This is a genomic window from Caulobacter sp. CCNWLW153, assembly GCF_036889365.1.
Taxonomy (GTDB): domain Bacteria; phylum Pseudomonadota; class Alphaproteobacteria; order Caulobacterales; family Caulobacteraceae; genus Caulobacter; species Caulobacter radicis.
Genome location: NZ_JBAKFV010000006.1, coordinates 145,898 through 164,985, shown reverse-complemented (window position 1 = coordinate 164,985; position 19,088 = coordinate 145,898). Strand labels below are relative to the sequence as shown.

Sequence of the window (19,088 nt, the reverse complement as noted above, 5' to 3'; positions counted from 1 at the left end):
TCAGTCCTCGAAGTCGAAGGTCAGGTCGGCGACGCTGAGGATCGCCGGCGCAGGCGCGCTGGGCGTCCTGGCGGCCTTGGCCGGAGCCGCTTGCAGCGGCGGCCCGCTCGGCCGCGCCGCGCGCACGCCGAGCCAGTCGTTGGGCGGCGCGCCCGGGGTGTCGAGCGTCTCGGGGGTCTGAACGAACAGCGCTCGCTCCCCGGCGAAAAAGTTGCGTGTCACCGCCGCGATCGTCGGCGCCTCCCAGTAGCGGATCTTGTCGGTGACGAACGGCTTGGCGTTGTTGACGAACAGGAACTGCTTGTCGGCCGCCAGCCCGCGCACGTCCTGCTCGGCCAGGACATAGCGCTCGACCTCGGCCTGGTTGCGGCTGTGATGGCCCTTGCCGAAGGCCAGGCGCGGGTCGCTGAAGCTCTCGCGCATCTCCAGCGCCCGCCCCGCCCGCTTGACCACCCGCTCGATGCTGGTCGGCTCGGAGGTCGCGAAGGCGGCGGTGACGTGGCAGTTGTCGAAGATCGAGGTGTGGACGCCGTAGTACTTGAAGACGTCGTTGAACGACTGGCAGATCAGGTGCGCGACGATGCCGTAGCCGGCCATCTCCCCCAGCGCGTTCTCCAGGAACGGCAGCGGGCCAAGCTTGGGAAACTCGTCGAGCATCATCAGCAGCTTGTGGCGCTTGGGCCGCCCGCGGCTGTCGGCGTCCACCGTCTCCATCAGGCTGTTGAGGCTCTGGCGCAGCATCACCCGCACCATGAAGGCCAGGCGATCGGCATGGGCCTGTGGAGTGATCAGGTAGAGGCTGACCGGCGCCTTCGCGCAGACCAGGTCGCCGATGCAGAAGTCCGAGGCGCTGGTGGCGTGGCACACCAGCGGATCGGCCCACAGGGCCAGCGACTTCTGCGCCGTGGCCAGCACGCTCGAGCGCACCCTGGGCTCCATCGACCGGAACGCCGTCGCGCCAAGCCAGACCTCGGGATGGATCTCGGCGATGGGCTCGAGGTCATCGTCGCGCGCCAGGCCGTCCGCGGCGGCCGGGTCGGGACGCCAGCGGTGCTGGGTGGCCAGCATGGCGTCCAGCGTCGCCTCGATGTCGATCAGCAGCCGACGGACATGGGCCAGGGTCTTGTGCTCGTCGGGCTCGGCGTAGAGGCAGTGCAGGATCACGCCGGTGAAGAAGTTGGCCGCGCTCTGGTCGAAGAAATCGAGATTGCCGCCCTTCAGTCCGGTCGGGTCGACCAGGATGCCGACGATGTTCTGGATGTCGGCGATTTCCATGGGACCCTTGCGGACCTCGAACAACGGGTTCCAGCGCGCGGTGTTGGGATCGGTCGGGGCGAAATAGAAGGTGTGCGAGAAGGTGCGGCGATGGTCGGCGGTGATGTGCCAGAGTTCGCCCTTGCGGTCGTAGGCGAACAGGCTTTCGCCCCAACTGACCATGGAGGGCACCACATGGCCCGCCCCCTTCCCCGAGCGCGAAGCGCCCACGATCACGCAGTGGACCAGCATGACGATGCTGAGGAGCCGGCCCTTCAGGCGGCCCAGCACCCTGCCCTGCAACCTTGCCCCCGCCACAAGCCCGGCGCGCCGGGCGTCCGCCAGATCGCCCCAGGCGGCCTTGCCGAAGGGCCCGGGCCGCGCCACGAACCGACGCGTCAGGCCGATGACCATCAGCAGCGGCCAGAGAAACACCGCAAGCCCGATCAGGGCGGCCTGGTCGAAGACCTGCGGATAGGTCCCGGCCCAGCGGCCGTACCAGGCCAGGAACGCCCACGGCGCATAGAGCCGCACGGGCCCGACCACGCCCCAGCCGGGGCCGAAGGCGGCCGGATAGCCAAACTGCAGGGCCGCCGACTGACCGGCCGCCCATGACCCCGCCACCATGCCCGCCAGGCCAAGGACCAGGATCGCGAGCGCCTTGGGCCCCTTGGCCATCATCGCCTCCAAGCCCCCGCGCGATAGTCGAGCAAGGGCCGGCGGCCGTTTCAATCCGTCAATTCTAGGGGGCTAGGGCTCGGGCCCCAGGAACGGAACCTTGCCCTTGGCCAGGCCCAGAACCTTGTTCAGGCCCTTCTGCTGGGCCGCCACCGGGTGACGGGCGATCGCCGCGACCACCCGCCGGTCGACCTCGCGCACCGCCTGGCCGACGCCCAGCCCCATCTGCGAGGGCGCGACCAGGGCGTCCTCGCCCAGTTCCCTGGCGACCATCAGGCGGGTTCGGGTGCGCGCCACCGCTTCGATACGCGTGTCGGCTCGCCTGATCTTGCGCTCCAGGGTCCGTCCTTCACGCCGCGCCGCCTCGGCGGCCTGCTTTTCGGGATCCAGTCGCGCGGCCAGGAAAGCCCGTCCCTCGGGACCGCGCAGCCAGTCGCGCCGCACCGCATAGCTGATCTCCGCCAGGCGCGCGGCCTGCCGGGCGCGGGCCAGGGCGTTGAGCTCGGCATGGGTCGCCCAGATCATCCGCGCCGGATTGCGGATCCAACGGGCCAGGCTGGCGCGCCTGGCCCGCCCACGGGCGATCCTGCCTTCGGTGGCGATCAGCGTCCCCTTGGCCAGCGCCCGCGCCGAGGCCGCCTCGGCCAGAACCTCGCGCACGATATCGCCGGCCCGGGGCGCAGCGGGCCGCTGCAGACGGCCAAGTTCGCGCGCCCAGCCGTCGCGTTCGGCGATCATGGTGGCGTGGATCGTCTCGAATTCGCGGATCACCGCGCCGATCGGATAGAGTCCGCGCGTCAGGCCCTCGGCCATCCGGTCTTCCAGATCGCGCAGCCTGGCCGGCCCGTCCTTGCGCGCCTGGTTGCGCTCGCGAACCCGGCGGTTGATGTCGCCGCGGTCGGAGGCCTCGCCGCGCCGCTCCATGCCCGAGGCCGACGGGCCCAGGTGGATGGTCGGCTCGCGCGCCTCGCCCTGATCGGCCAGGCTGTGGTGCGTCACCTGGGGCGCGTCCGCACCCAGGTGCTGGCGCAGATGCTGGTTCTGGATTTCGCACCACTCCAGCCGAAGCGCCCTGACGGCGTCGGGATTGTCCCATTCGCGACCCTTCAGGCCAAAGCCTTCGGGGGTCACCCGCCTTGTGGTGACCAGGATGTGGGCGTGGTGATTGCGCTGGTCGCCGTGGGCGTCGGGATCGTGGATCGCGTAGTCGGCGATCATGCCCCGCGCCACCAGGCTGTCCCGGACGAAGGCGCGCACCAGGGCGTGGCGCTGATCATCCGACAGCTCGTGCGGCAGGGAGATCAGCACCTCGCGGGCGGTGCGCGAATCCGCACGCTTGTCGGCCGCTTCGGCCGCGTTCCACAAGCGCTCGCGATCGGTAAGCGACGCCGGCGCGGCGTCCGGGGCCATCAGACCCGAGAAGGCCACCCCGCCCTTGGCGGTGTAGTCGAAGGTCATCTCCAGGCGCTGGTCGTGCAGGCTGGTCGCGGCGCGATAGGCGGCCGCCGCGACGGCCGATCGGCCGTCGGCGCGCTTGATCGCCTGCACCTCGAGCCGGAACTGCGCCACCGCATCTCCTGGTCCAATTCGCGCTGGGCGCGGGGATCGCTAAGGGGCTGGCCCCTTGGCTGACGGCGTCATCCCGATGACGCTGGCCGCAGGCATTGCTAGCAATGCATAACTGCGCCCTTGTCACCCACGACAGGTCAGGGGTACGCTCCTCATCATCCGAAATCAACCGCCGACCGTCCCGCCCGCCAATCAACCGGCCGTACGCCATGCCCCCCGACCCCGCCGTCTCCGCGCCTGGCTCCCGCCGCCGCCCCGAAAGCCCGGCCGCTCGCCAGCGGCGTCTGCAGGCCCTCGAGGTCGCCCTGGCCGATCGCGAGCATCGCGCCCGCGAGGCGCTGTCGGGCCTGCGCGGCTCCCTGCCCCGCAACCGCGGACACGTCACGCCGCTGGCCAGGATCGAGGACGACGAAGAGCGCCTGGCTGTGTGGCGCGCCCGGGTCGAACGCCTCGAAGCCCTGCTCGACCAGACCGAACGCAAGCGCGAGACCCGGGCCAAGATCGTGCTGGGGACGACGCTGCTGGCCGAGGCCGCGCAGGATCCCGACGACCCGCTGCTGGCCCGGCTCCTGGCCATCGTCGACGCCCGGGTCCACCGTCCCCGCGACCGGCTGGCGATCGCCGAGACCCTGGGCCTGGCCATCGCCCCGGTGAAGGCGCGGACCGTCCCCGACCTGCCCGATTTCGACGCCATGGCGGCTGAGCGCCTGGCGCAGGAGACCTCGCGCGAGGCGCCCAGCGACGCGCCGGCGCCAGGGCGCCGACGGGGCAAAAAAGGGGGCTGACGCCCCCTCCCCTAGTGCAGGGTCTCGGCGGCGAGCCACCGCTCGAACATCTGATCGATCGCCTCGTCGCACTCGATCCTCCACTGCTCGGCGGTCTTGCCGTCCGGCGGGAAGTCGGCCGCCAGGGTCTGCAGGGTCAGATGGTCGAAGGTCACCACCGAGATCATCCCGGCCTCGCCCAGCGCCAGAACGTGACGGGTCATGGCTTCGTCGCGTTCGCTGGCCCAGTGACGGATGAAGGCCCCGCCGGCCAGCTTCAGGACGATGCTGTAGCGAGGCTGGCCGCTGGCGATGTGGGCCTGGATCAGTTGACGCTCGAGGTGATCGGACTGGGTCGCGGACATGGGATGGCTCCGGCTGGACCGACGCTCCCCTTGAGCGCCTTTGTCCCTCTCCTCCTGTCGGGCCCCGGCCCGTCACCGGAGGGGTCGCGCAGCGGTCCCGGAGGGGAACCCGCGCCAGCGGGTTGACGGGCCGGGTGACAGGATAATCTTGGAAGAGGCGCCCCCAGGCTCAGTCCGGCGGGCTACGCCGTCGCGAGTCGACGGCGGCGAGATCCCGTGGGGATCTCGTCAGCCCGGCCGGCCCCACCGGTCGGACGCGGGACGACGGGCGCCACGGCGCGCCGCCATCGGCGGCCGCCCGCGCCCGGGAGGTCCGCGAGCGCGGCCTGGCGGTAGGGCCGCCTCGCCCACGGCCCGAAGGGCCCGCGAGGCCGCCCGGCGCCGCAAGCGGGCCCGGCGCCAACCGCCCGCCGGCGACAAAAGGGGGGCCAAGCCCCCCGGGGTCAGTCGCCGACGTAACCCTGCATCCGCAGCGCCAGCCACTGCTCGAAGAACTGGTGATCCTCCAGCCGCCCTTCGGCGTCCAGCCGATCGCACCCGTCGAGCACAGCGCCGCGCTCGTCGTCCGACATCGCCGCCCAGGCCGCCCGGGCCTTCGCGCGCTCGGCCTGATGTTCGACCAGGGCAAGGTGATCCAGCCACGCGTCCGCCTGCGCGTCGGCCTGCTCTTGAAAGGGAACCGCCGCGGACTGCTGGGCGCCGAGCAGCGAGCGCATGAAGGAAGAGATCGCGTTGAACATCGTGGAGCTCCAACCATCGCTCCTCGTGAGCGACGTTGAACCCGAGGGCCACGGACGGGGTCCCGCAGTCACCACAGCGGCCGACAGGCCGCGAGGGGAACGGCGCAGCCGCCCACTTCGGGTCGTCCGTGTCACGATGGGAAGACGTCGCCAGAAGGCTCAGCAGGCGTGCGCCACACGACGGCGGCGAGATCGCGCCGCCCTCAGCGCCGACTTCCGTCCGGCAGCACGAAGAGCCCCCGCGCCCCGGACCCCGCGCCCGCCGCGACCGCCTCGCTTGAGGGTCGAGGCACGAAGATCGCGTCGATCGGCGGCGCGGCGGCGTCGACCGCCCCCGGAGCCGGGCCCGTGGCCGCATAGAAGGCATGGTCGCCGATCACCGCGCTGGGCGTGCGGCCGCCGAAATGGACGAGCCTGGGCGAGACCTGGCCGGCCGCGGCCCGCGCCGCGACGATGCGCGGGTTCTGGAAGTAGAGCGCTTTGCCCGTGGGATCTGGAACGCGCCCCTCCAGCACCAGATTGACCAGGGTGTCGACGCGGGCCCGCTGAACCGGGCTGGCCGCCGGCAAGGCTCGCCAGTCGCCGCCCGCGCGAAGCACCGGCTCGAACTGGGCCCGGGCGTTGAGCACCTGGTCCACGCTCGTCCCCCAGCGCCCGTCGGCGAGACGATTGAGGATGGTGCAGACGACGGCCAGGAGGCCGCTGTCGCCCTGGTTGGCGGCCTCGGCCACCGTGACGCGGGCGATCGCCTCGCGCGCGCCCGGCGCGGCCAAGGCCGCGGCCAGGTCCTCTGCGCGCGCGAACCCGGCCAGCGGGCCCAGAAGCAGCCCCAGGAGAGCCAGAAGTGTCCGGCGCGGCCTCATGCGCCCGGCGCCCAGATCGGGGCGTAGACGCCGAGGATTTCCGAAGCCTGGACCGGACCGTAGTAGCGGCTGTCGAAACTGTTGGGGATCCGTCCGGAAAAGACGACGTACTCGCCCGCGCCCAGGCGCCGGCAACCGCGCCAGCGCGGCAGCCTGCGTCCGCGCCGATCCCGGTCGGCGATGGCCCCAAGCGCGCGCCCGTCGATGGACAGACGGCCATCGGCGCAGGCCAGCCTCCCCTCCCCGGCCGCCACCGCCTTCAGGATGCTGCCCCGCGCCCGACCCGGCTGGGCGAGACGCAGATAGGGCATGGCGGCTGGCGGCGGCCGAAAGGCGATCAGCAAGCCGGGGGCCGGATCGGCGGCGACGCGCCGGTAGAGCCCGACAGGCTCGCTGGGCGAGGTGTTGAGCAGCACCAGCGGCGCATCCAGCAAGGCCGACCCCAGCGCCAGGGGCGCGGGGATCAGGGCGGCCAGGACGAGAGCACCGGAGACGCGCATGCGCTCAGCCCCCCTACCCCGCCCGACCGTTTCAATCCCCCAGAAATCAGGGGCGGCTGCGGCATGCTCGGGCGGCCCGGTCACTGATCCACCGTGGAAGTTGCCACCTGGCAACCTGCTTCATCCAAGCCCCCTGGCGCGCCCGTCAGGCCCATCGGCGCGCCCCGGCCGCCTCGGTCAGGTGCATGAACCTGCTCGGCGTCGTCGCCGCCGGTCACTGATCCCCCGACAGAGTTGCCATGTGGCAACTTGAGGTCTCGGCGACGAAAAAGCCCCGCCGGCTCGGCCGACGGGGCTTCAGAAGCGAATGATCGATCGCGCCTCAGGCGCTGGGGCGCAGCCGGACCAGCTCGGCCTGCAGGGCGGCGATGAAGTCGGCGTTGGACGCGCCCGCGTCGAGCGCCAGCTCCAGCACCGCCTTGCCCGGTCCCTTCGGCTTGACGGTGAACAAGGTCACCGCCCCGTGCTTGACGACCCGCGTCTCCCCCGCGGCCGTGGGCGCCTCGGTCTTGCCCAGGCCCGCATTGCGCAAGGCCGCGACCACCTTGGCCGGCTCGATATAGGGCTGGCCGGCCTCGCGCCGTGCGGCCTGCTCGGACGAAAGCGTCTTGGCCGCCGCGATCACCCGGCCGCGCTCGGGGTTCTGGGCCAGGACCGGCTTGAGATCACGAGCATGCTTTTCCAGGACCTGCAGGTGGTCGCCAAAGGCGGCGACGACCTCGGCCGGCAGGCGGCCAAGGTCCAGGAACTTCGAGAGCCAGGCCTTGGTGACGTCGAGCCGCTCGGCCATGCGCGCGGCCACCCCGCCATAGTAGAGGTCGATGGCGTGCAGATAGTCGACCGCCCGCTCGTAGTCGGAGAGGTCCTTGCGGGCGCGATTTTCGATGTCGGCCAGGCGGAAGGCCTGCTCGTCGGAAAGATCGCGCTCCTCGACGAGATACTTGATCTCGCGGTGCTCGACCTCCCGCAGATAGCTCACCGCCCAGTGGCGGCGGGCCCCGGCGATGACCTCATAGTCGAAGTTCGGATCGTCGGCGACCCGGCGGACAATGGCCGGAAACTCCTGCTTGCCCTGGGCGCGCAGGCCTTCCAGCAGCTCCGAGCAGGTCTCGGGCGTCAACAGATCGTATTTGCGGTTATGGCGCGCCCACATCCGGCAGCGGGCCGGGTCGACCAGGCGCAGGGTCTTTTCCTGCAGGTCGCCGGAGGCCAGGCGCGACAGGCCCATGATCCGGTCATTGACCCGCGGCGGTATGGGGGCGGCGGGAACGACGGGGGCGGGCGCAGCCGCCTCCGCCAAGGCGTCCACCTTCGGGGGATTGGTGACCGCCGCGGGCGGGGCCTCGCCGATCAGGCTGCCCAGGATGTTGCGGTTCTTGCTCGTCGTGGAGGCCATGGCCTTACTCCCCTCCCCTAACCGACGCCCAGGCGGCGCAGCTCGGCGCGATGGCTCGGCCAGGCCTTGCGGATCAGGATCTCGATCTCGCTGTTGAGCCGATCGAGGTTGTTGCGGCAGCGCTCGTGCACCCGGCCGCCGCCGGCGACCTCGTAGACGGTGCGCAGCTGGACGTTGGCGTTGTCGATCTCGGCCGAGTCCAGCAGCGAGTTGCTCAGCATGTCCGAGCCGAACACCGCCGCCATCATCTCGCGGATCTGGATATGGGCGCTCTTGGCCTCGTCGACCTTGGTGGCGACCACGCGCAGGAACTCGTAGCCGTTCTTGGCCAGGCCGTACTGGTCGAGCAGGCCGACCGTGTCGACGATCATCCGCAGGAAGTGGGCCGTCGAGGCGAAGTCGACGGTGGACGGCGGCGTGGGGATCAAAAGGGCGTTGGCCGCCCGCAGCACCGCCAGCGAAATCATGCCCAGCGCCGGCGGCGGGTCGAGCAGAACGACGTCATACCGGTCGGCAATACCAGCTATACCATTGCGCAGGCGGTCGAGCAGATCGGGCCTGCCCTTCATCCGCGCGGCGGCTTCGTATTCGGCCTGGTAGAGCCCGAGATTGGCCGGGATCAGGTCGATGCCGGCCCAGCCCGTCGGGCGGATGGCGTAGTCCAGGGTGGCCTCGCCGCCATGCCAGAAGAAGGGCAACAGGGTGTGGTCGTCATCGATGTCGATGTCGGGATTGAACCCGAACACCGTCGTCGAGGAGGCCTGGCTGTCGCAGTCGATAATCGCGACGCGATAACCCTTTAGCGCCAGATATTGAGCGATGTGGCAGGTCAGGGTCGACTTGCCCACGCCGCCTTTGAAGTTCTGCACCGCCAGTACGATCGGCGGGTCGCCCTCGGCCCGGCGCGGGCGCGTGCCGAAGAGGTCGCGCATGGCGTTGACCTCGGCCAGGCTATAGCCCTCGCGCCGACCGCTCTCGGTCATACGCGGCGGCGGAAGACGCCCTTCGGCCTCGGCCTGCCGTATGGCCTCCGGGGTCCTACCGACCATCTCGGCGGCCTTGCTGATCGGGAAGCGGGTGTCGACGACCTTCTCGACGCCCGGGGCGAACACCGTCTCGCGCAAGCGGGTGATCACATGGTCGGCGCGGTTGGTCAGATTGGTCAGCGCATCGAGCAGCACGGGTCCGGTGGCGGCTTCGGTCGCCAAGGCGGTCGTGTTCATCACCCCTCCACTTTGCAAATTTCGATGAGACTAGACGATATTTGCAAAGTTGTCGTTGGAGAGCGTAAACAAAACCTTAACCGTCAAGCGTCGCGTCGAGCCCTCAAAGGCTCGAGGCGCGTCGCGCTCGCAACGACTCCCCTGCCCGCGTTAGAAGAAATCGTTATCGACGAAAGTTAGAAGGGTTAAGCGGCCGGCGACCGCCTCCAAAGCCCTGCCTGGCAAGGGTTTGCCAAAGAGGCCGGTCACCGATCCCCCGACACTAAGGTCACTGATCCCCCGATGGACCGGTCACCGATCCCCCGAGGAAAAGGTCACTGATCCCCCGAGGGCTGGCGACGCCGGTCGAGCATCTCGTCCAGGCTCGCCGCGCGCGCATCCTCGCGGACCCGGCGCGAATCGGCGGCGGCCAGGGCGTCGAGCTCGGCCTTGATTCGGGCGCGCTCGGCCGCGTCGCGCCGCACGAAATGGACGGCCGCAGCCCCGTCTCGGGTGGTGACCTGGGTCAGGGCGTAGTCGGGCAGGCTGTCGGCGGTGATGATCTTCTTGAGCAGGTAGGTGAACTGCTTGAGCGGTCCCTCGCTGCCCGACTTGTCGTAGAGGACGCTGACCCGGCAGGTCCACCCGCCCTCCTGGTCGCCGGCGTGCTTGCGGGCGATGCGGTAGATGGCCCGCTCCAGCCCGCCGGTCAGCAGGAAGTAGTCCGGATGCAGGGTCAGCAGGGCCCGGTCGCGCATCAGGCCCTCATAGACCCAGTTGGACAGGGTCAGGGTCAGGCCGCGCGGCGCGCCGGTGACCGGATCCGACTCCAGCGTCCACTCGTCCAGCCAGCCGAACTGCGCGCGCTTGTTGCGCTTGGGCGCACGCAGGGACGTCTCGATCGTCGTCGACTGCAGGCGCTCCAGAGCCGCCTGCAGCTCGCGATAGCCGGCCCCACCGGTGTCGCGGTGGATGGCCTTGAGCAGGTCGTAGGAGGTGGTGTGGATGGTGCGCGGAATGTCGTTGTCGCCACGATCTCGCAGCTTGTTCAGGTGCGAGGTCGCCCAGATCAGGATGTCGGCGTCCCAGATGGTGGCGATGCCGAACTGGGGGTTGGCGCTGACCCGGACATGGACGTCGCCGTCGGGCGAGACGTACTCGATGGGCTTGAGGCGCTTGCGCTTGCCCAGCGAGAAGAACGGCCGCTCCATCAGCTCGCGCTGGTCCTTCCAGGCCAGGTCCGCGACCTGGGGGACGAAGAGATCGAACTCTTGATTACGAATCGCGCGCTTGGACATGTCGGGGTCCATTGTGCGCCCCCGGCCGGGCCGACGCAAAAGCCCGCCCGGCCGTCCCGTCAGCCGCGCGCCCTTCATCGCTGAACGGCGACCCGGCGCCAGCAGCCGGAAAGTTGCCACGTGGCAACTTCCGGCGCTGACGGTGGATCAGTGACCGACGCGGGCCTTGGCCCATCGCCACGCCCCAGCCCCGACGCCCGCGGCCGCCACGCCGGCCCTGGAAGTTGCCACGTGGCAACTCCGGCCGTTTGGCTCACAAGCGACCGTCCAGGCCCGCAGGACCGCCCGCGCCGTCCGCAGCGCGCCACCCGGGACCGAAGGCGCAAAGCCGCCATCTGGCGCGGCTCCGCCCTGTCGGTGGATCAGTGACCGGAACGGCCCGCCCCGGATCGGGGCGGGCCTGCGGGCCTCAGCCGTCTTCGCCAGGCTCGGGCTCGGGATTGGCCTCGGGACGGTCGAGCGATTTGAGCTCGTGGCCGGGGCCGGCGACGACGATCTTGGTGAAGTAGTGCTCCTTGCCGTCCTTGTCGGTGTAGCGCTCGTTGCGGATCTCGCCCTCGACATAGACCTTGGAGCCCTTGGCCAGCACCCGGCCCTCCAGCCACTTCACCGTGCCGGGGCTCCAGACCTCGACCTGGTGCCAGGTGGTGAAGTCCTGCCGCTCGCCTTCCTTCTTGCTGTAGCGGCTGGTGGCGACCCGCAGCACCGCGTAGGCCTTGCCCTTCTGGGTGGTGCGGATCTCGCTGTCCGCGCCGGTGAAGCCGATCAGTTGCGCCTTGTTCAGCATGGTCTTTCTCCGTCTCCCGCCGGGAAGGGCCCCGGCGGTCCGCGGCCTCGCCGCGATCACGGGCCCTGGCTGGGCGGGGAAGGAGGGACGGGCCCAAGCCCGCGGCGGCTGGACGCCGGCCTGCACGAAAGCGCAGCGCAGGAAGGCCGGAGGCTCCGGCCAGAGCGCCTGGTCTTGCCAGGTCGGCTTGGACCCGGCCCGGCCCGCCCTAGGGACGACGTGATCGATCGCGGCGCGGACGCGACCCGCGGGCTTACATCCGCCGGAGCGCGAAAGACCCGCTGACCCAGGGCGCGAGCGGCTTCACCGGCGCGGGCGGCGAGGCCCACGCCCGAACGGCCGGAAGGACGCCACGAGGGACGCCGCCAGACGCGCCAGACGCCGCAAGGCGGCGCGCGCAGGATCCGCCGCCGCCGCCAGCTCGTCGTCGGCCTGCGGCGCGCCAAGCGGCCAGAAGGGCAGGGCGGCCAGGGCCAAGACCTCTGTCGAGGCGGGCGCTTGCGACGCCGCCGACCTGGATGGAGACCCGCCGCCAGGGTCGCCGCCGGTCCGAAACGAGGTCCGCACGAACGAATCGCCAACCCCAAGCCGTCGTGGCCGGCAAGGGCGCAGACCCAAGATCTGGACGGCCGTTCCGGGTTCATTCCCTCCCACTGCGAGGCCAGGCGGCGCGGCGAGGACCGCCGCGCCGAAAGGCGGGCTACCTCGCCGGCCGGATGGGCACGCAGCGGATGCCGCGCTCGGCCGCCTTCTGGGCCAGGTTGAGGGCCGGACCGAACGGCCGCTCGGCCGCCTGGGGGTGCGGCTGGAGGCTCGCCGCCAGGGTCAGGACGCAGACCGGCTCCAGGTCGAGCAGCGCGTCATTGGCCTTGAACAGGGCCGCGCGGCCCGCGCGGTCGAAGTCGGGCCTGGCCAGGACGAGCTTGACGCGCTTTTGCCTGGCCCAGCTGATGGCCAGCGTCTCGCCGCCCCGCGCCCCGCAGGTGGCCAGGGCCATGTCGGGCCAGGTCTCCAGGGCCCAGTTGAGGGCGTCGAAGATCCGCCCGCCGTCGAGCGGGGTGCCGGCGCCCGGCGCGGCCCGGAAGGCGACCACGGCGTAGCCTGGATCGACCGCCTGCTGGCGACGGGCCTTCATCGCCCGCACCGCCTCGCGCGCCTCGACCTGAGCGGCGGTGACGCGCGAGCCGCGCACGCTGCCGCGCCAGGGCGTCCACACCTCGCCGGTGGCCGCCCGGTAGGTCTCGGCGGCGGCGTCGCGCACCAGGTCGGCGGCCAGGGCCGCCACGTCGGCCGCGCGGGTCCGGGCCGTCGCCGCCTGCAGGTCGGTGTCGGCGACCTCCGAGGCGTCGAAGTCGCGCAGCAGGCGGTTGATCTCGTCACGGCCGCGATCGGCCTCGCGGTCGATGCGCTGTGAGGCCGAATGGAAGGCGCCGATCAGGGCCTCGCAGAACACGCCCTGGAAATCCTTCAGGGCGGTCTCGCCGACGAGGTCGAGCAGCTCGGTCATCAGCGCCTGGCCCAGCTGGACGAGGGCCTCCTCGGGCGGATGCGGGCGCGGGTCGTCCAGGTCGAGCGCCTGGGCCTCCAGGGGCGTCAGGCGGCCGGTGAGGGGAGGGGGCTGAAAGGTCATGGGAAAGCTCCTGGGCTTGAGGTCGGAACGAGCCCTTCGGCTCGCGACCGCCCTCCGCGCCGCTGGCCCGGCAGCCGCCGCAGGGGCTTTGAGCGCAGCGTCCCTTGCGGCGGCCTCCGGACGGTGGCGAGGTCGCCAGGGCCAAGGGCCCGTTCCGGCCAGGCCCCAGGCCGTCTTCCCGTCCCGGCGCTCTGACCCCGCCTCGCGCCGCGCCGATAGCCCCGCGGCCTGGCGTCCCCTGGCCCGACCGATAGGCGCGGGCGCGATGGCCCTCGCAGTAGGACGCCCGTCCCGTCGGGGTCGGCGCGACGGGCCGGCCGCACCAGCTGAAGGCCGCATCCCTGGGATCGCCGATCGGCCAGCGGCAGGCCTGGCGGGGCAGGGCGGCCAGATCAGCCGCCAGCCCGACCGCATCGACGGGCGCGGCCCGCGGCCGAGCCAGCGCCGCGGCCGCCGCCGTCGCCGTCGCCGGCGCCCCGCCGGAGGGTGGCGGCGGGGGAAGGGAGGGGGCCTTGCGCCGACCCCCAGGCCGCGCCGACGGGCGCGCGCGCCGCCCCGGGGCGGACGGCGGCCCGCCGCCGGCCAAGCCCAGGCGGTGGATCTTGCCGATCACGGCGTTGCGGCTCACCGCTCCCAGGGCCTGGGCGATCTGGCGGGCGCTCAGCCCCAGCGCCAGGAGCGCCTTCAGGCGCTCCACCCGGGCCTCGGACCAGCCGCCGGCGGACTGCAAAGCCCCCTCGGACACAGGCGATTTCACAAAAGAAGACATGGTCGGCGCTCACTCTGCGCGCCCCATCGGCGCGCCCGCCGCGTCCCTGGCTCCGCCTTCCACGCCCCCCCAGAATTGGGGGATTGCCCCAGCCCCCGCCGCAACCTAGCGTGACGTCTGTCGGGAACCCGACCTTCAGCGCTCCGCCTCGCGAGCCTGATCCCGCCGTCGCCGAGCGACGGCCAAACCATCGGCCCTGCCGGGTGGTCGACGCTATGTCCAAGCCTTCGGGCCAAAGGCGCCGGCGCGCGTGGTTCACGCGTTCTCAACGCCCGGCTTTCCGCTCCGGCCCACGCCTTGAGCCGCCAGGGTCAGGTCGTCCCAGCCCCCGACCAGGCGGTCGGGATCGGCGGCCGATAGCGGCAGTTGCGCCAAAGTCGCGGGCCAGGCGCCCGGCGCCCCCGCACGGTGGTCTCGTTTGAGGATCAGGCCGCTAGATGCTCGCGTACTTTCGACGGACCTCTAGGCCAAGGGAAGATTACGATAGAACGTCGCCACCAGCGCCAACCGCTCCTCGAATGGCGGCAATTGACAACGACATATGTAACGACCTTATGTCCTTAGGACATAAGGTCGTTACATATAGGCCAGCTAGCTTCACCAAGTGCTTATCGCTTTCACAACCCGGTATCGGCCTGGGCGCTTGAGGCAAGAGTGCAAATCTAAGTCTGGAATGGAGTGGCGATCACGGCGTTGCGGCTACCGCCGACCGGGAGCGTGGGCAAGTTGACTGACGCTTAGCCACCAGCCAGGAGGGCTCGGTTTCGCCAAGACGACTTGCGGATATCCGTAACTTCAGGCCGCTCCCTTTCGCCCATGTTTCACATCCAGCGGCGGAGGGCCGCCGGGCGCATCGCCCCTTCGGACTGCATGTAGCCGGCGGATCGAACAGCTGTCGCCACGATCGGCGTCCCGCCCGGCTATTGCCGCAAACAGCCGGTGGGTGGGTCTGCTAGGGGTGGTGACCTGACCCTCGGCCACCTCCATGAACCTGACTTTGGCACTATGGGCGCAGGCGCCTCGGACCAAGAGAAGCCAATCGCGGTACGGGTCACCTTGCCTTGTAGAAATCGCAGACGCGAATGCTCGATCCTCAGATCGACGGTGATGCGACAGATCGCCTCTGGAACTCTTCAGCCTCACGTCGCAGATTTCACGCATAGCGAGAAATAATGGCAGATTTTTCAATCGCCGATTTCTCTATACGGAAATGCGCTGCCTTTGGTTCAGATCAAACAACCTAAATCAGGTTCGATTGCCTAAGACTGCGACAAATCATACATTCGGATTTTACCGTTCGTTGACCTTGGATCGCTTCCCTTGCGCTAGAGCTTGGCCTCGGAGGAAACGCGGTGATCGGGTTACGCAATCGTTTGAATGGCAATCCGGCCCATACCTTGGCAGCGCTGGATCGTTCACTGGCAACGATCGAATTCGATCTGTCAGGCAAGATTCTGACCGCCAACGCCAACTTCTGCGACGCGATGGGCTACGGGCTCTCCGAGATCATCGGCAAGCACCACAGCTTGTTCGTCGAGCCGGCGTACGCGGAGAGCCGGGACTATCGCGACTTCTGGTCCAAACTCGCCCGGGGCGAGTTCGATGCGCGCGAATATCTGCGCATCGGAAAGGGCGGGCGTGAGGTCTGGATCCAGGCCTCCTACAACCCTGTCCGCAATGGCGTGGGCAAGGTCGAGCGCGTGGTGAAGGTCGCGACCGTGATCACGGACCAGAAGCTGCGTAACGCCGACTTCGAGGCCAAACTCGCCGCGATTAGCCGCGCCCAGGCGATCATCGAGTTCTCGACGGACGGCCTGGTTCTGGACGCCAATCAGAACTTCCTGGACGCGCTCGGCTATAGTCTCTCGGAGATCAAAGGGCAGCACCATCGGCTGTTCGTCGACAAGACCTACGCCGGATCGTCCGACTATGCCGAGTTCTGGCGCAAGCTGAACGCGGGGGAATACGTCGCCGCCGAGTTCAAACGCATAGGCAAGGGCGGCAAGGAGGTGTGGATTCAGGCCTCCTACAACCCCGTGTTCGGGCCCAAGGGGCGCGTCGAGAAGGTCGTGAAGTTCGCCACGGTGGTGACCGGACGGGTCGACGCCATCAACCAGATCGCCGAGGCCCTGGAGCGCCTGGCGGCCAACGATCTGACCTGCCGGCTCGACCAGCCCATCGATCCGCAGTTCCAGAAGGTGCGTGACGATCTCAACCGCGCCCTGGCCGCCCTCGACGAGACTATGAGCTCGGTTACTGCGGCGACCGGGAGCGTCGGCGCCGGCGCCGACGAGATCTCCATCGCGTCGGACGATCTCTCCCGCCGCACCGAGCAACAGGCCGCCAGCCTCGAGGAGACCGCCGCCGCCCTCGACCAGATCACCGCCACCGTCAACCGCAGCGCCGAGGGCGCGCGGCAAGCTTCCGCGGCCGCCTCCAGCGCGCGCGCCGACGCCGCCCGCTCGGGCGACATCGTCGGCGACGCCGTGGCGGCCATGGGCGAGATCGAGAAGTCGTCCGGCCAGATCACCAGCATCATCGGCGTGATCGACGAGATCGCCTTCCAGACCAACCTTCTGGCACTCAACGCTGGCGTCGAGGCCGCTCGGGCGGGTGAAGCCGGTCGCGGCTTCGCCGTCGTCGCCCAGGAAGTCCGTGCCCTGGCCCAGCGCTCGGCCGAGGCGGCCAAGGAGATCAAGACCCTGATCGCCAACAGCGGCGCGCAAGTCGAGCGCGGCGTGAAGCTGGTCGGCGAGACCGGCCGCGCGCTCGGTGAGATCGTCGAGAAGGTCGGCCAGATCGACGGCCTGATCTCCGAGATCGCCCAGTCTTCCAAGGAACAGGCAACGGGCCTCAGCGAGGTCAATGTCGCGGTCAACCAGATGGATCAGGTCACCCAGCAGAATGCGGCCATGGTCGAGGAGGCCACCGCCGCGTCCGCCAGCCTGAAGTCCGAAGCCAGCGAGCTTCGCCAGATGGTTGGGCGGTTCAGAATTAGTGCGATCACGGCGGCAAAAGCCGCGTCCAGCCCGCCTCGCGAGCGCCCCGGCGCGATCCAGAAGGCACGCCCGATTACCCGCGCGCCCATGCCGATCCGAGGCTCGGCGGCGCCGGTGCTCGATAGCTGGGAAGAGTTCTGAGTCACGCCGGCATTGGAGAGCGCCATGACCGCTGATGAAGTTGCATTGCTTGTGGGCAACTGACGGTCATTCGAAAAGTCCGCAACGGGTCGGCAGCGGTCGCCAGCACCGACGCGGGATGTCGACATGCCGAAGTCGCCAATCTGGAGCCGAGCCAATGACGGCTCACGACCCTTCTCAGACCTTGCCACACCCCGTAGCGTAGCCGGATGAACTCAGCGTCCGACTATCCATTGCTGCGTCGCCTCCTTGAAGAGGGGGAGTTGTCTGTCCAGGTGAAACAGAGCCTAGTCCAAGCTTTGAACGACCCGGGCACCAACGAATGGCGGGTTTCCGGCAACACGCTTCAGATCGACGTCCACAAGGCTGATGGACGTGTCGAGCTGTTTGATTTGCTGGAAGGTCCCGACGCGCCCGCACAAGCGATCTCGATCGAGGACCTGAAAGCGGCCTTCTAGAACGCCCGATAACCACCCGTTGCGGTCTTTCCAATGGTCTGGTTATTGGAGCGCTCAAGAGAGCGTCGCCATGCCAAACCTGCCTATCGATACGAACTTCTACGTGGCATCCGACGCCGAGAGCGGTTTCCGGAATGGTGAGATCTTCCACACGAAACGGACCGTTCAGGGGGGCGTGCTAGCAACGCCAATCGGGCGCTACTTCACGACAAAGCCCAACATCGGGGCTGAGGGCTACCATCCACATTCGCGCCTAGACTGCTTCGTGCGTGACCATGAACTGGCGCCGGCTGAGGACTGGCTCGCGCGGCGGCTAGCGGATGCGCTCCTGAAGGGCGCTGTGGTTGCGGAGCCGTTGTGGGTAAGTTGGCATCGCGCAAAGGAACTCGGCGGTGAAGCGCGAGGCGAGGTATTTGATTTCGACTGACCATGACGTCCGCTTTCCACCCCCAGCTGACGCCAGAATAGTCCGCTCGGTGGCGACGGGCGCCATGTCCGCGTTCAGCGCCGGCGCTAATTCCCGCTCCCGACCCTAGTCAGGCATTCATCTTGCGACCTATTGTTGCGGATGGCCCTGGATAACTACGAAGGCGTGCCGGTCGTCGGCGGCTGGTTCCTATACGGCGGGACCGTTCGCACGCGCGTTGAGATAATTGCTCGCGACTATGACGTTTGGCATCGAACCCTTGAGGCGGATGAGATGCTGGAGGCTGACGACGCCCCCGTTCAGCCCGGACCGGACGGCCGTCTATATTACCTTCGTGGGAATACGCTTCCCCACCAAACTCTCGACGAAGCCAGGGCCTGGGTAGACAGCCAGCCTTGGGCTCCGGTGTGTTGGGACGACCGCTAACCACCCGTTGCGGACATTCCGATAATCCGCATAGTGCGAGGATGGCCGGCCCCTCGAAAACTGAGCGCATGGAACTGCGGCGCTCCATAGGGAACCGAGCCCGCCCGAAATCCTACAGTCCCCCATCCCATCGCGGCGTAGACTGCCTTTGGCCTCATGCTTGTTTTGACTGTCGGAAGTCATGGAAGTTGAGCGAAGATACCAACGCCAAGTGTCCGGAGTGCGCGGGGCCTCTACATTGGATGGGGCGTGCCTTTAAGGCTCCTCGAAAGGCGGACAAGGTCCAATGGACCAAGGTCAGCGCGCTCTGGGGGGCGGGATTTCGGTTTATAAATCATACGCGGTGGCAGGACGCGGAGCCCTTTCCCGAACATCCGCGTGATGTCGAAGATTTCGTGCAGCGGAACCGAGAACATCCCTTTCGGATCCGGCGCTGAGGCCTGCTTTCCACTCCTAGCAGACCCATCCACCGGCTGTTCGCGGCAATGGCCGAGCTGGACGCCGATCGCGGCGACGGCTGTTCGATCCGCCCGCTACATGCATTCGGACAACGCGATCAATGTCCCCGATCATGAGGACGCTGCTGGGCCCACCGTCCAGGCGCCGCCCGCCCGATCCTCCCCCAAACCCCCTAGAATTGGGGTATTGCGCGCCCGGCGACACACAACCTAACGTCGATCATCCTCGACGGTCCGCCGGCGAGGCCAGGGTCGGGCGCTCGCAAGGGCGCGCCCCGGCCGGGCGGTCGTCGCTCTGTACAGGCTTTCGGGCTAAAGGCGGCGGCGCACGTGGTTCACGTGTTCTCAACGCCCGGCTTCCCGT

The 19,088-nt window shown here is 69.2% G+C and carries 15 protein-coding genes and 1 pseudogene; 4 read left to right on the top strand and 12 right to left on the bottom strand.

From position 1 onward, the window contains the following. Both V6S85_RS11620 and mobQ read right to left on the bottom strand, forming a co-directional pair. Entirely contained in the window at positions 1 to 1,932 is a 1,932-nt protein-coding gene (locus V6S85_RS11620) for a type IV secretory system conjugative DNA transfer family protein (protein ID WP_334349001.1), read from the bottom strand. 72 nt (positions 1,933 to 2,004) lie between these two features. Next, complete coding sequence (mobQ, locus tag V6S85_RS11615; protein WP_116569731.1) at positions 2,005 to 3,501, bottom strand: MobQ family relaxase; 1,497 nt, start codon at positions 3,499 to 3,501, stop codon at positions 2,005 to 2,007. A gap of 209 nt (positions 3,502 to 3,710) precedes the next feature. Here mobQ and V6S85_RS11610 point away from each other — a divergent pair, with 209 nt between their 5' ends. Further along, on the top strand, positions 3,711 to 4,286 hold the full coding sequence (locus tag V6S85_RS11610) for a hypothetical protein (RefSeq protein ID WP_116489988.1): 576 nt from the start codon (positions 3,711 to 3,713) through the stop codon (positions 4,284 to 4,286). 11 nt (positions 4,287 to 4,297) lie between these two features. On the opposite strand, the gene V6S85_RS11605 is transcribed toward V6S85_RS11610, so the two are convergent. The 10 genes and pseudogenes from V6S85_RS11605 to V6S85_RS26585 form a co-directional block, all read right to left on the bottom strand. Then, positions 4,298 to 4,630 carry a hypothetical protein gene (locus V6S85_RS11605; RefSeq protein WP_116569730.1) on the bottom strand — a complete coding sequence of 111 codons (333 nt, stop codon included), beginning with the start codon at positions 4,628 to 4,630 and terminating at the stop codon, positions 4,298 to 4,300. Between the two features lie 443 nt (positions 4,631 to 5,073). After that, the gene (locus tag V6S85_RS11600) at positions 5,074 to 5,370 is read right to left on the bottom strand and encodes a hypothetical protein (RefSeq protein WP_116569729.1); all 297 of its coding nucleotides are present in this window, start codon (positions 5,368 to 5,370) and stop codon (positions 5,074 to 5,076) included. 203 nt (positions 5,371 to 5,573) lie between these two features. Then, a complete protein-coding gene (locus V6S85_RS11595; protein WP_116569728.1) occupies positions 5,574 to 6,233 on the bottom strand; it encodes a cell wall hydrolase in 660 nt (219 codons plus the stop codon). Beyond that, positions 6,230 to 6,733: a S26 family signal peptidase gene (locus V6S85_RS11590; RefSeq protein WP_116569727.1), complete on the bottom strand. Its 504-nt coding sequence runs from the start codon at positions 6,731 to 6,733 to the stop codon at positions 6,230 to 6,232. The genes V6S85_RS11595 and V6S85_RS11590 overlap by 4 nt, the downstream gene beginning before the upstream one ends. Before the next feature lie 322 nt (positions 6,734 to 7,055). Next, positions 7,056 to 8,129 (bottom strand): ParB/RepB/Spo0J family partition protein, encoded by a 1,074-nt coding sequence (locus tag V6S85_RS11585; RefSeq protein ID WP_116489983.1) that lies wholly within the window; start codon positions 8,127 to 8,129, stop codon positions 7,056 to 7,058. A 17-nt stretch (positions 8,130 to 8,146) separates the two neighbouring features. Continuing rightward, positions 8,147 to 9,352 (bottom strand): AAA family ATPase, encoded by a 1,206-nt coding sequence (locus V6S85_RS11580; RefSeq protein ID WP_116569726.1) that lies wholly within the window; start codon positions 9,350 to 9,352, stop codon positions 8,147 to 8,149. 314 nt (positions 9,353 to 9,666) lie between these two features. Continuing rightward, positions 9,667 to 10,629: a replication initiator protein A gene (locus V6S85_RS11575; RefSeq protein ID WP_116569782.1), complete on the bottom strand. Its 963-nt coding sequence runs from the start codon at positions 10,627 to 10,629 to the stop codon at positions 9,667 to 9,669. A gap of 409 nt (positions 10,630 to 11,038) precedes the next feature. Then, positions 11,039 to 11,416, bottom strand: a complete 378-nt coding sequence (locus V6S85_RS11570; RefSeq protein WP_116569725.1) for a single-stranded DNA-binding protein — start codon at positions 11,414 to 11,416, stop codon at positions 11,039 to 11,041. Between the two features lie 700 nt (positions 11,417 to 12,116). Beyond that, complete coding sequence (locus tag V6S85_RS11565) at positions 12,117 to 13,046, bottom strand: DUF2493 domain-containing protein (protein WP_116569724.1); 930 nt, start codon at positions 13,044 to 13,046, stop codon at positions 12,117 to 12,119. A 250-nt stretch (positions 13,047 to 13,296) separates the two neighbouring features. Then, positions 13,297 to 13,815 (bottom strand): annotated as a pseudogene (locus V6S85_RS26585) (GcrA family cell cycle regulator); the annotation flags it as partial. 1,397 nt (positions 13,816 to 15,212) lie between these two features. Here V6S85_RS26585 and V6S85_RS11560 point away from each other — a divergent pair. The 3 genes from V6S85_RS11560 to V6S85_RS11550 all read left to right on the top strand — a co-directional run bounded on the left by V6S85_RS11560 (position 15,213) and on the right by V6S85_RS11550 (position 17,840). Further along, positions 15,213 to 16,955, top strand: coding sequence for a methyl-accepting chemotaxis protein (locus V6S85_RS11560; RefSeq protein ID WP_243410494.1), 1,743 nt, complete (start codon positions 15,213 to 15,215; stop codon positions 16,953 to 16,955). Between the two features lie 233 nt (positions 16,956 to 17,188). After that, on the top strand, positions 17,189 to 17,413 hold the full coding sequence (locus V6S85_RS11555; protein ID WP_133244729.1) for a hypothetical protein: 225 nt from the start codon (positions 17,189 to 17,191) through the stop codon (positions 17,411 to 17,413). 70 nt (positions 17,414 to 17,483) lie between these two features. Continuing rightward, positions 17,484 to 17,840: a hypothetical protein gene (locus tag V6S85_RS11550; RefSeq protein WP_334348999.1), complete on the top strand. Its 357-nt coding sequence runs from the start codon at positions 17,484 to 17,486 to the stop codon at positions 17,838 to 17,840. Positions 17,841 to 19,088: the final 1,248 nt, after the last annotated feature.

Coding starts and splice junctions, on each gene's coding strand:
- V6S85_RS11620 (WP_334349001.1), bottom strand. CDS start 1,932: ATGGCCAAGGGGCCCAAGGCGCTCGCGATCCTGGTCCTTGGCCTGGCG.
- V6S85_RS11610 (WP_116489988.1), top strand. CDS start 3,711: ATGCCCCCCGACCCCGCCGTCTCCGCGCCTGGCTCCCGCCGCCGCCCC.
- V6S85_RS11605 (WP_116569730.1), bottom strand. CDS start 4,630: ATGTCCGCGACCCAGTCCGATCACCTCGAGCGTCAACTGATCCAGGCC.
- V6S85_RS11600 (WP_116569729.1), bottom strand. CDS start 5,370: ATGTTCAACGCGATCTCTTCCTTCATGCGCTCGCTGCTCGGCGCCCAG.
- V6S85_RS11595 (WP_116569728.1), bottom strand. CDS start 6,233: ATGAGGCCGCGCCGGACACTTCTGGCTCTCCTGGGGCTGCTTCTGGGC.
- V6S85_RS11590 (WP_116569727.1), bottom strand. CDS start 6,733: ATGCGCGTCTCCGGTGCTCTCGTCCTGGCCGCCCTGATCCCCGCGCCC.
- V6S85_RS11585 (WP_116489983.1), bottom strand. CDS start 8,129: ATGGCCTCCACGACGAGCAAGAACCGCAACATCCTGGGCAGCCTGATC.
- V6S85_RS11580 (WP_116569726.1), bottom strand. CDS start 9,352: ATGAACACGACCGCCTTGGCGACCGAAGCCGCCACCGGACCCGTGCTG.
- V6S85_RS11575 (WP_116569782.1), bottom strand. CDS start 10,629: ATGTCCAAGCGCGCGATTCGTAATCAAGAGTTCGATCTCTTCGTCCCC.
- V6S85_RS11570 (WP_116569725.1), bottom strand. CDS start 11,416: ATGCTGAACAAGGCGCAACTGATCGGCTTCACCGGCGCGGACAGCGAG.
- V6S85_RS11565 (WP_116569724.1), bottom strand. CDS start 13,046: ATGACCTTTCAGCCCCCTCCCCTCACCGGCCGCCTGACGCCCCTGGAG.
- V6S85_RS11550 (WP_334348999.1), top strand. CDS start 17,484: ATGCCAAACCTGCCTATCGATACGAACTTCTACGTGGCATCCGACGCC.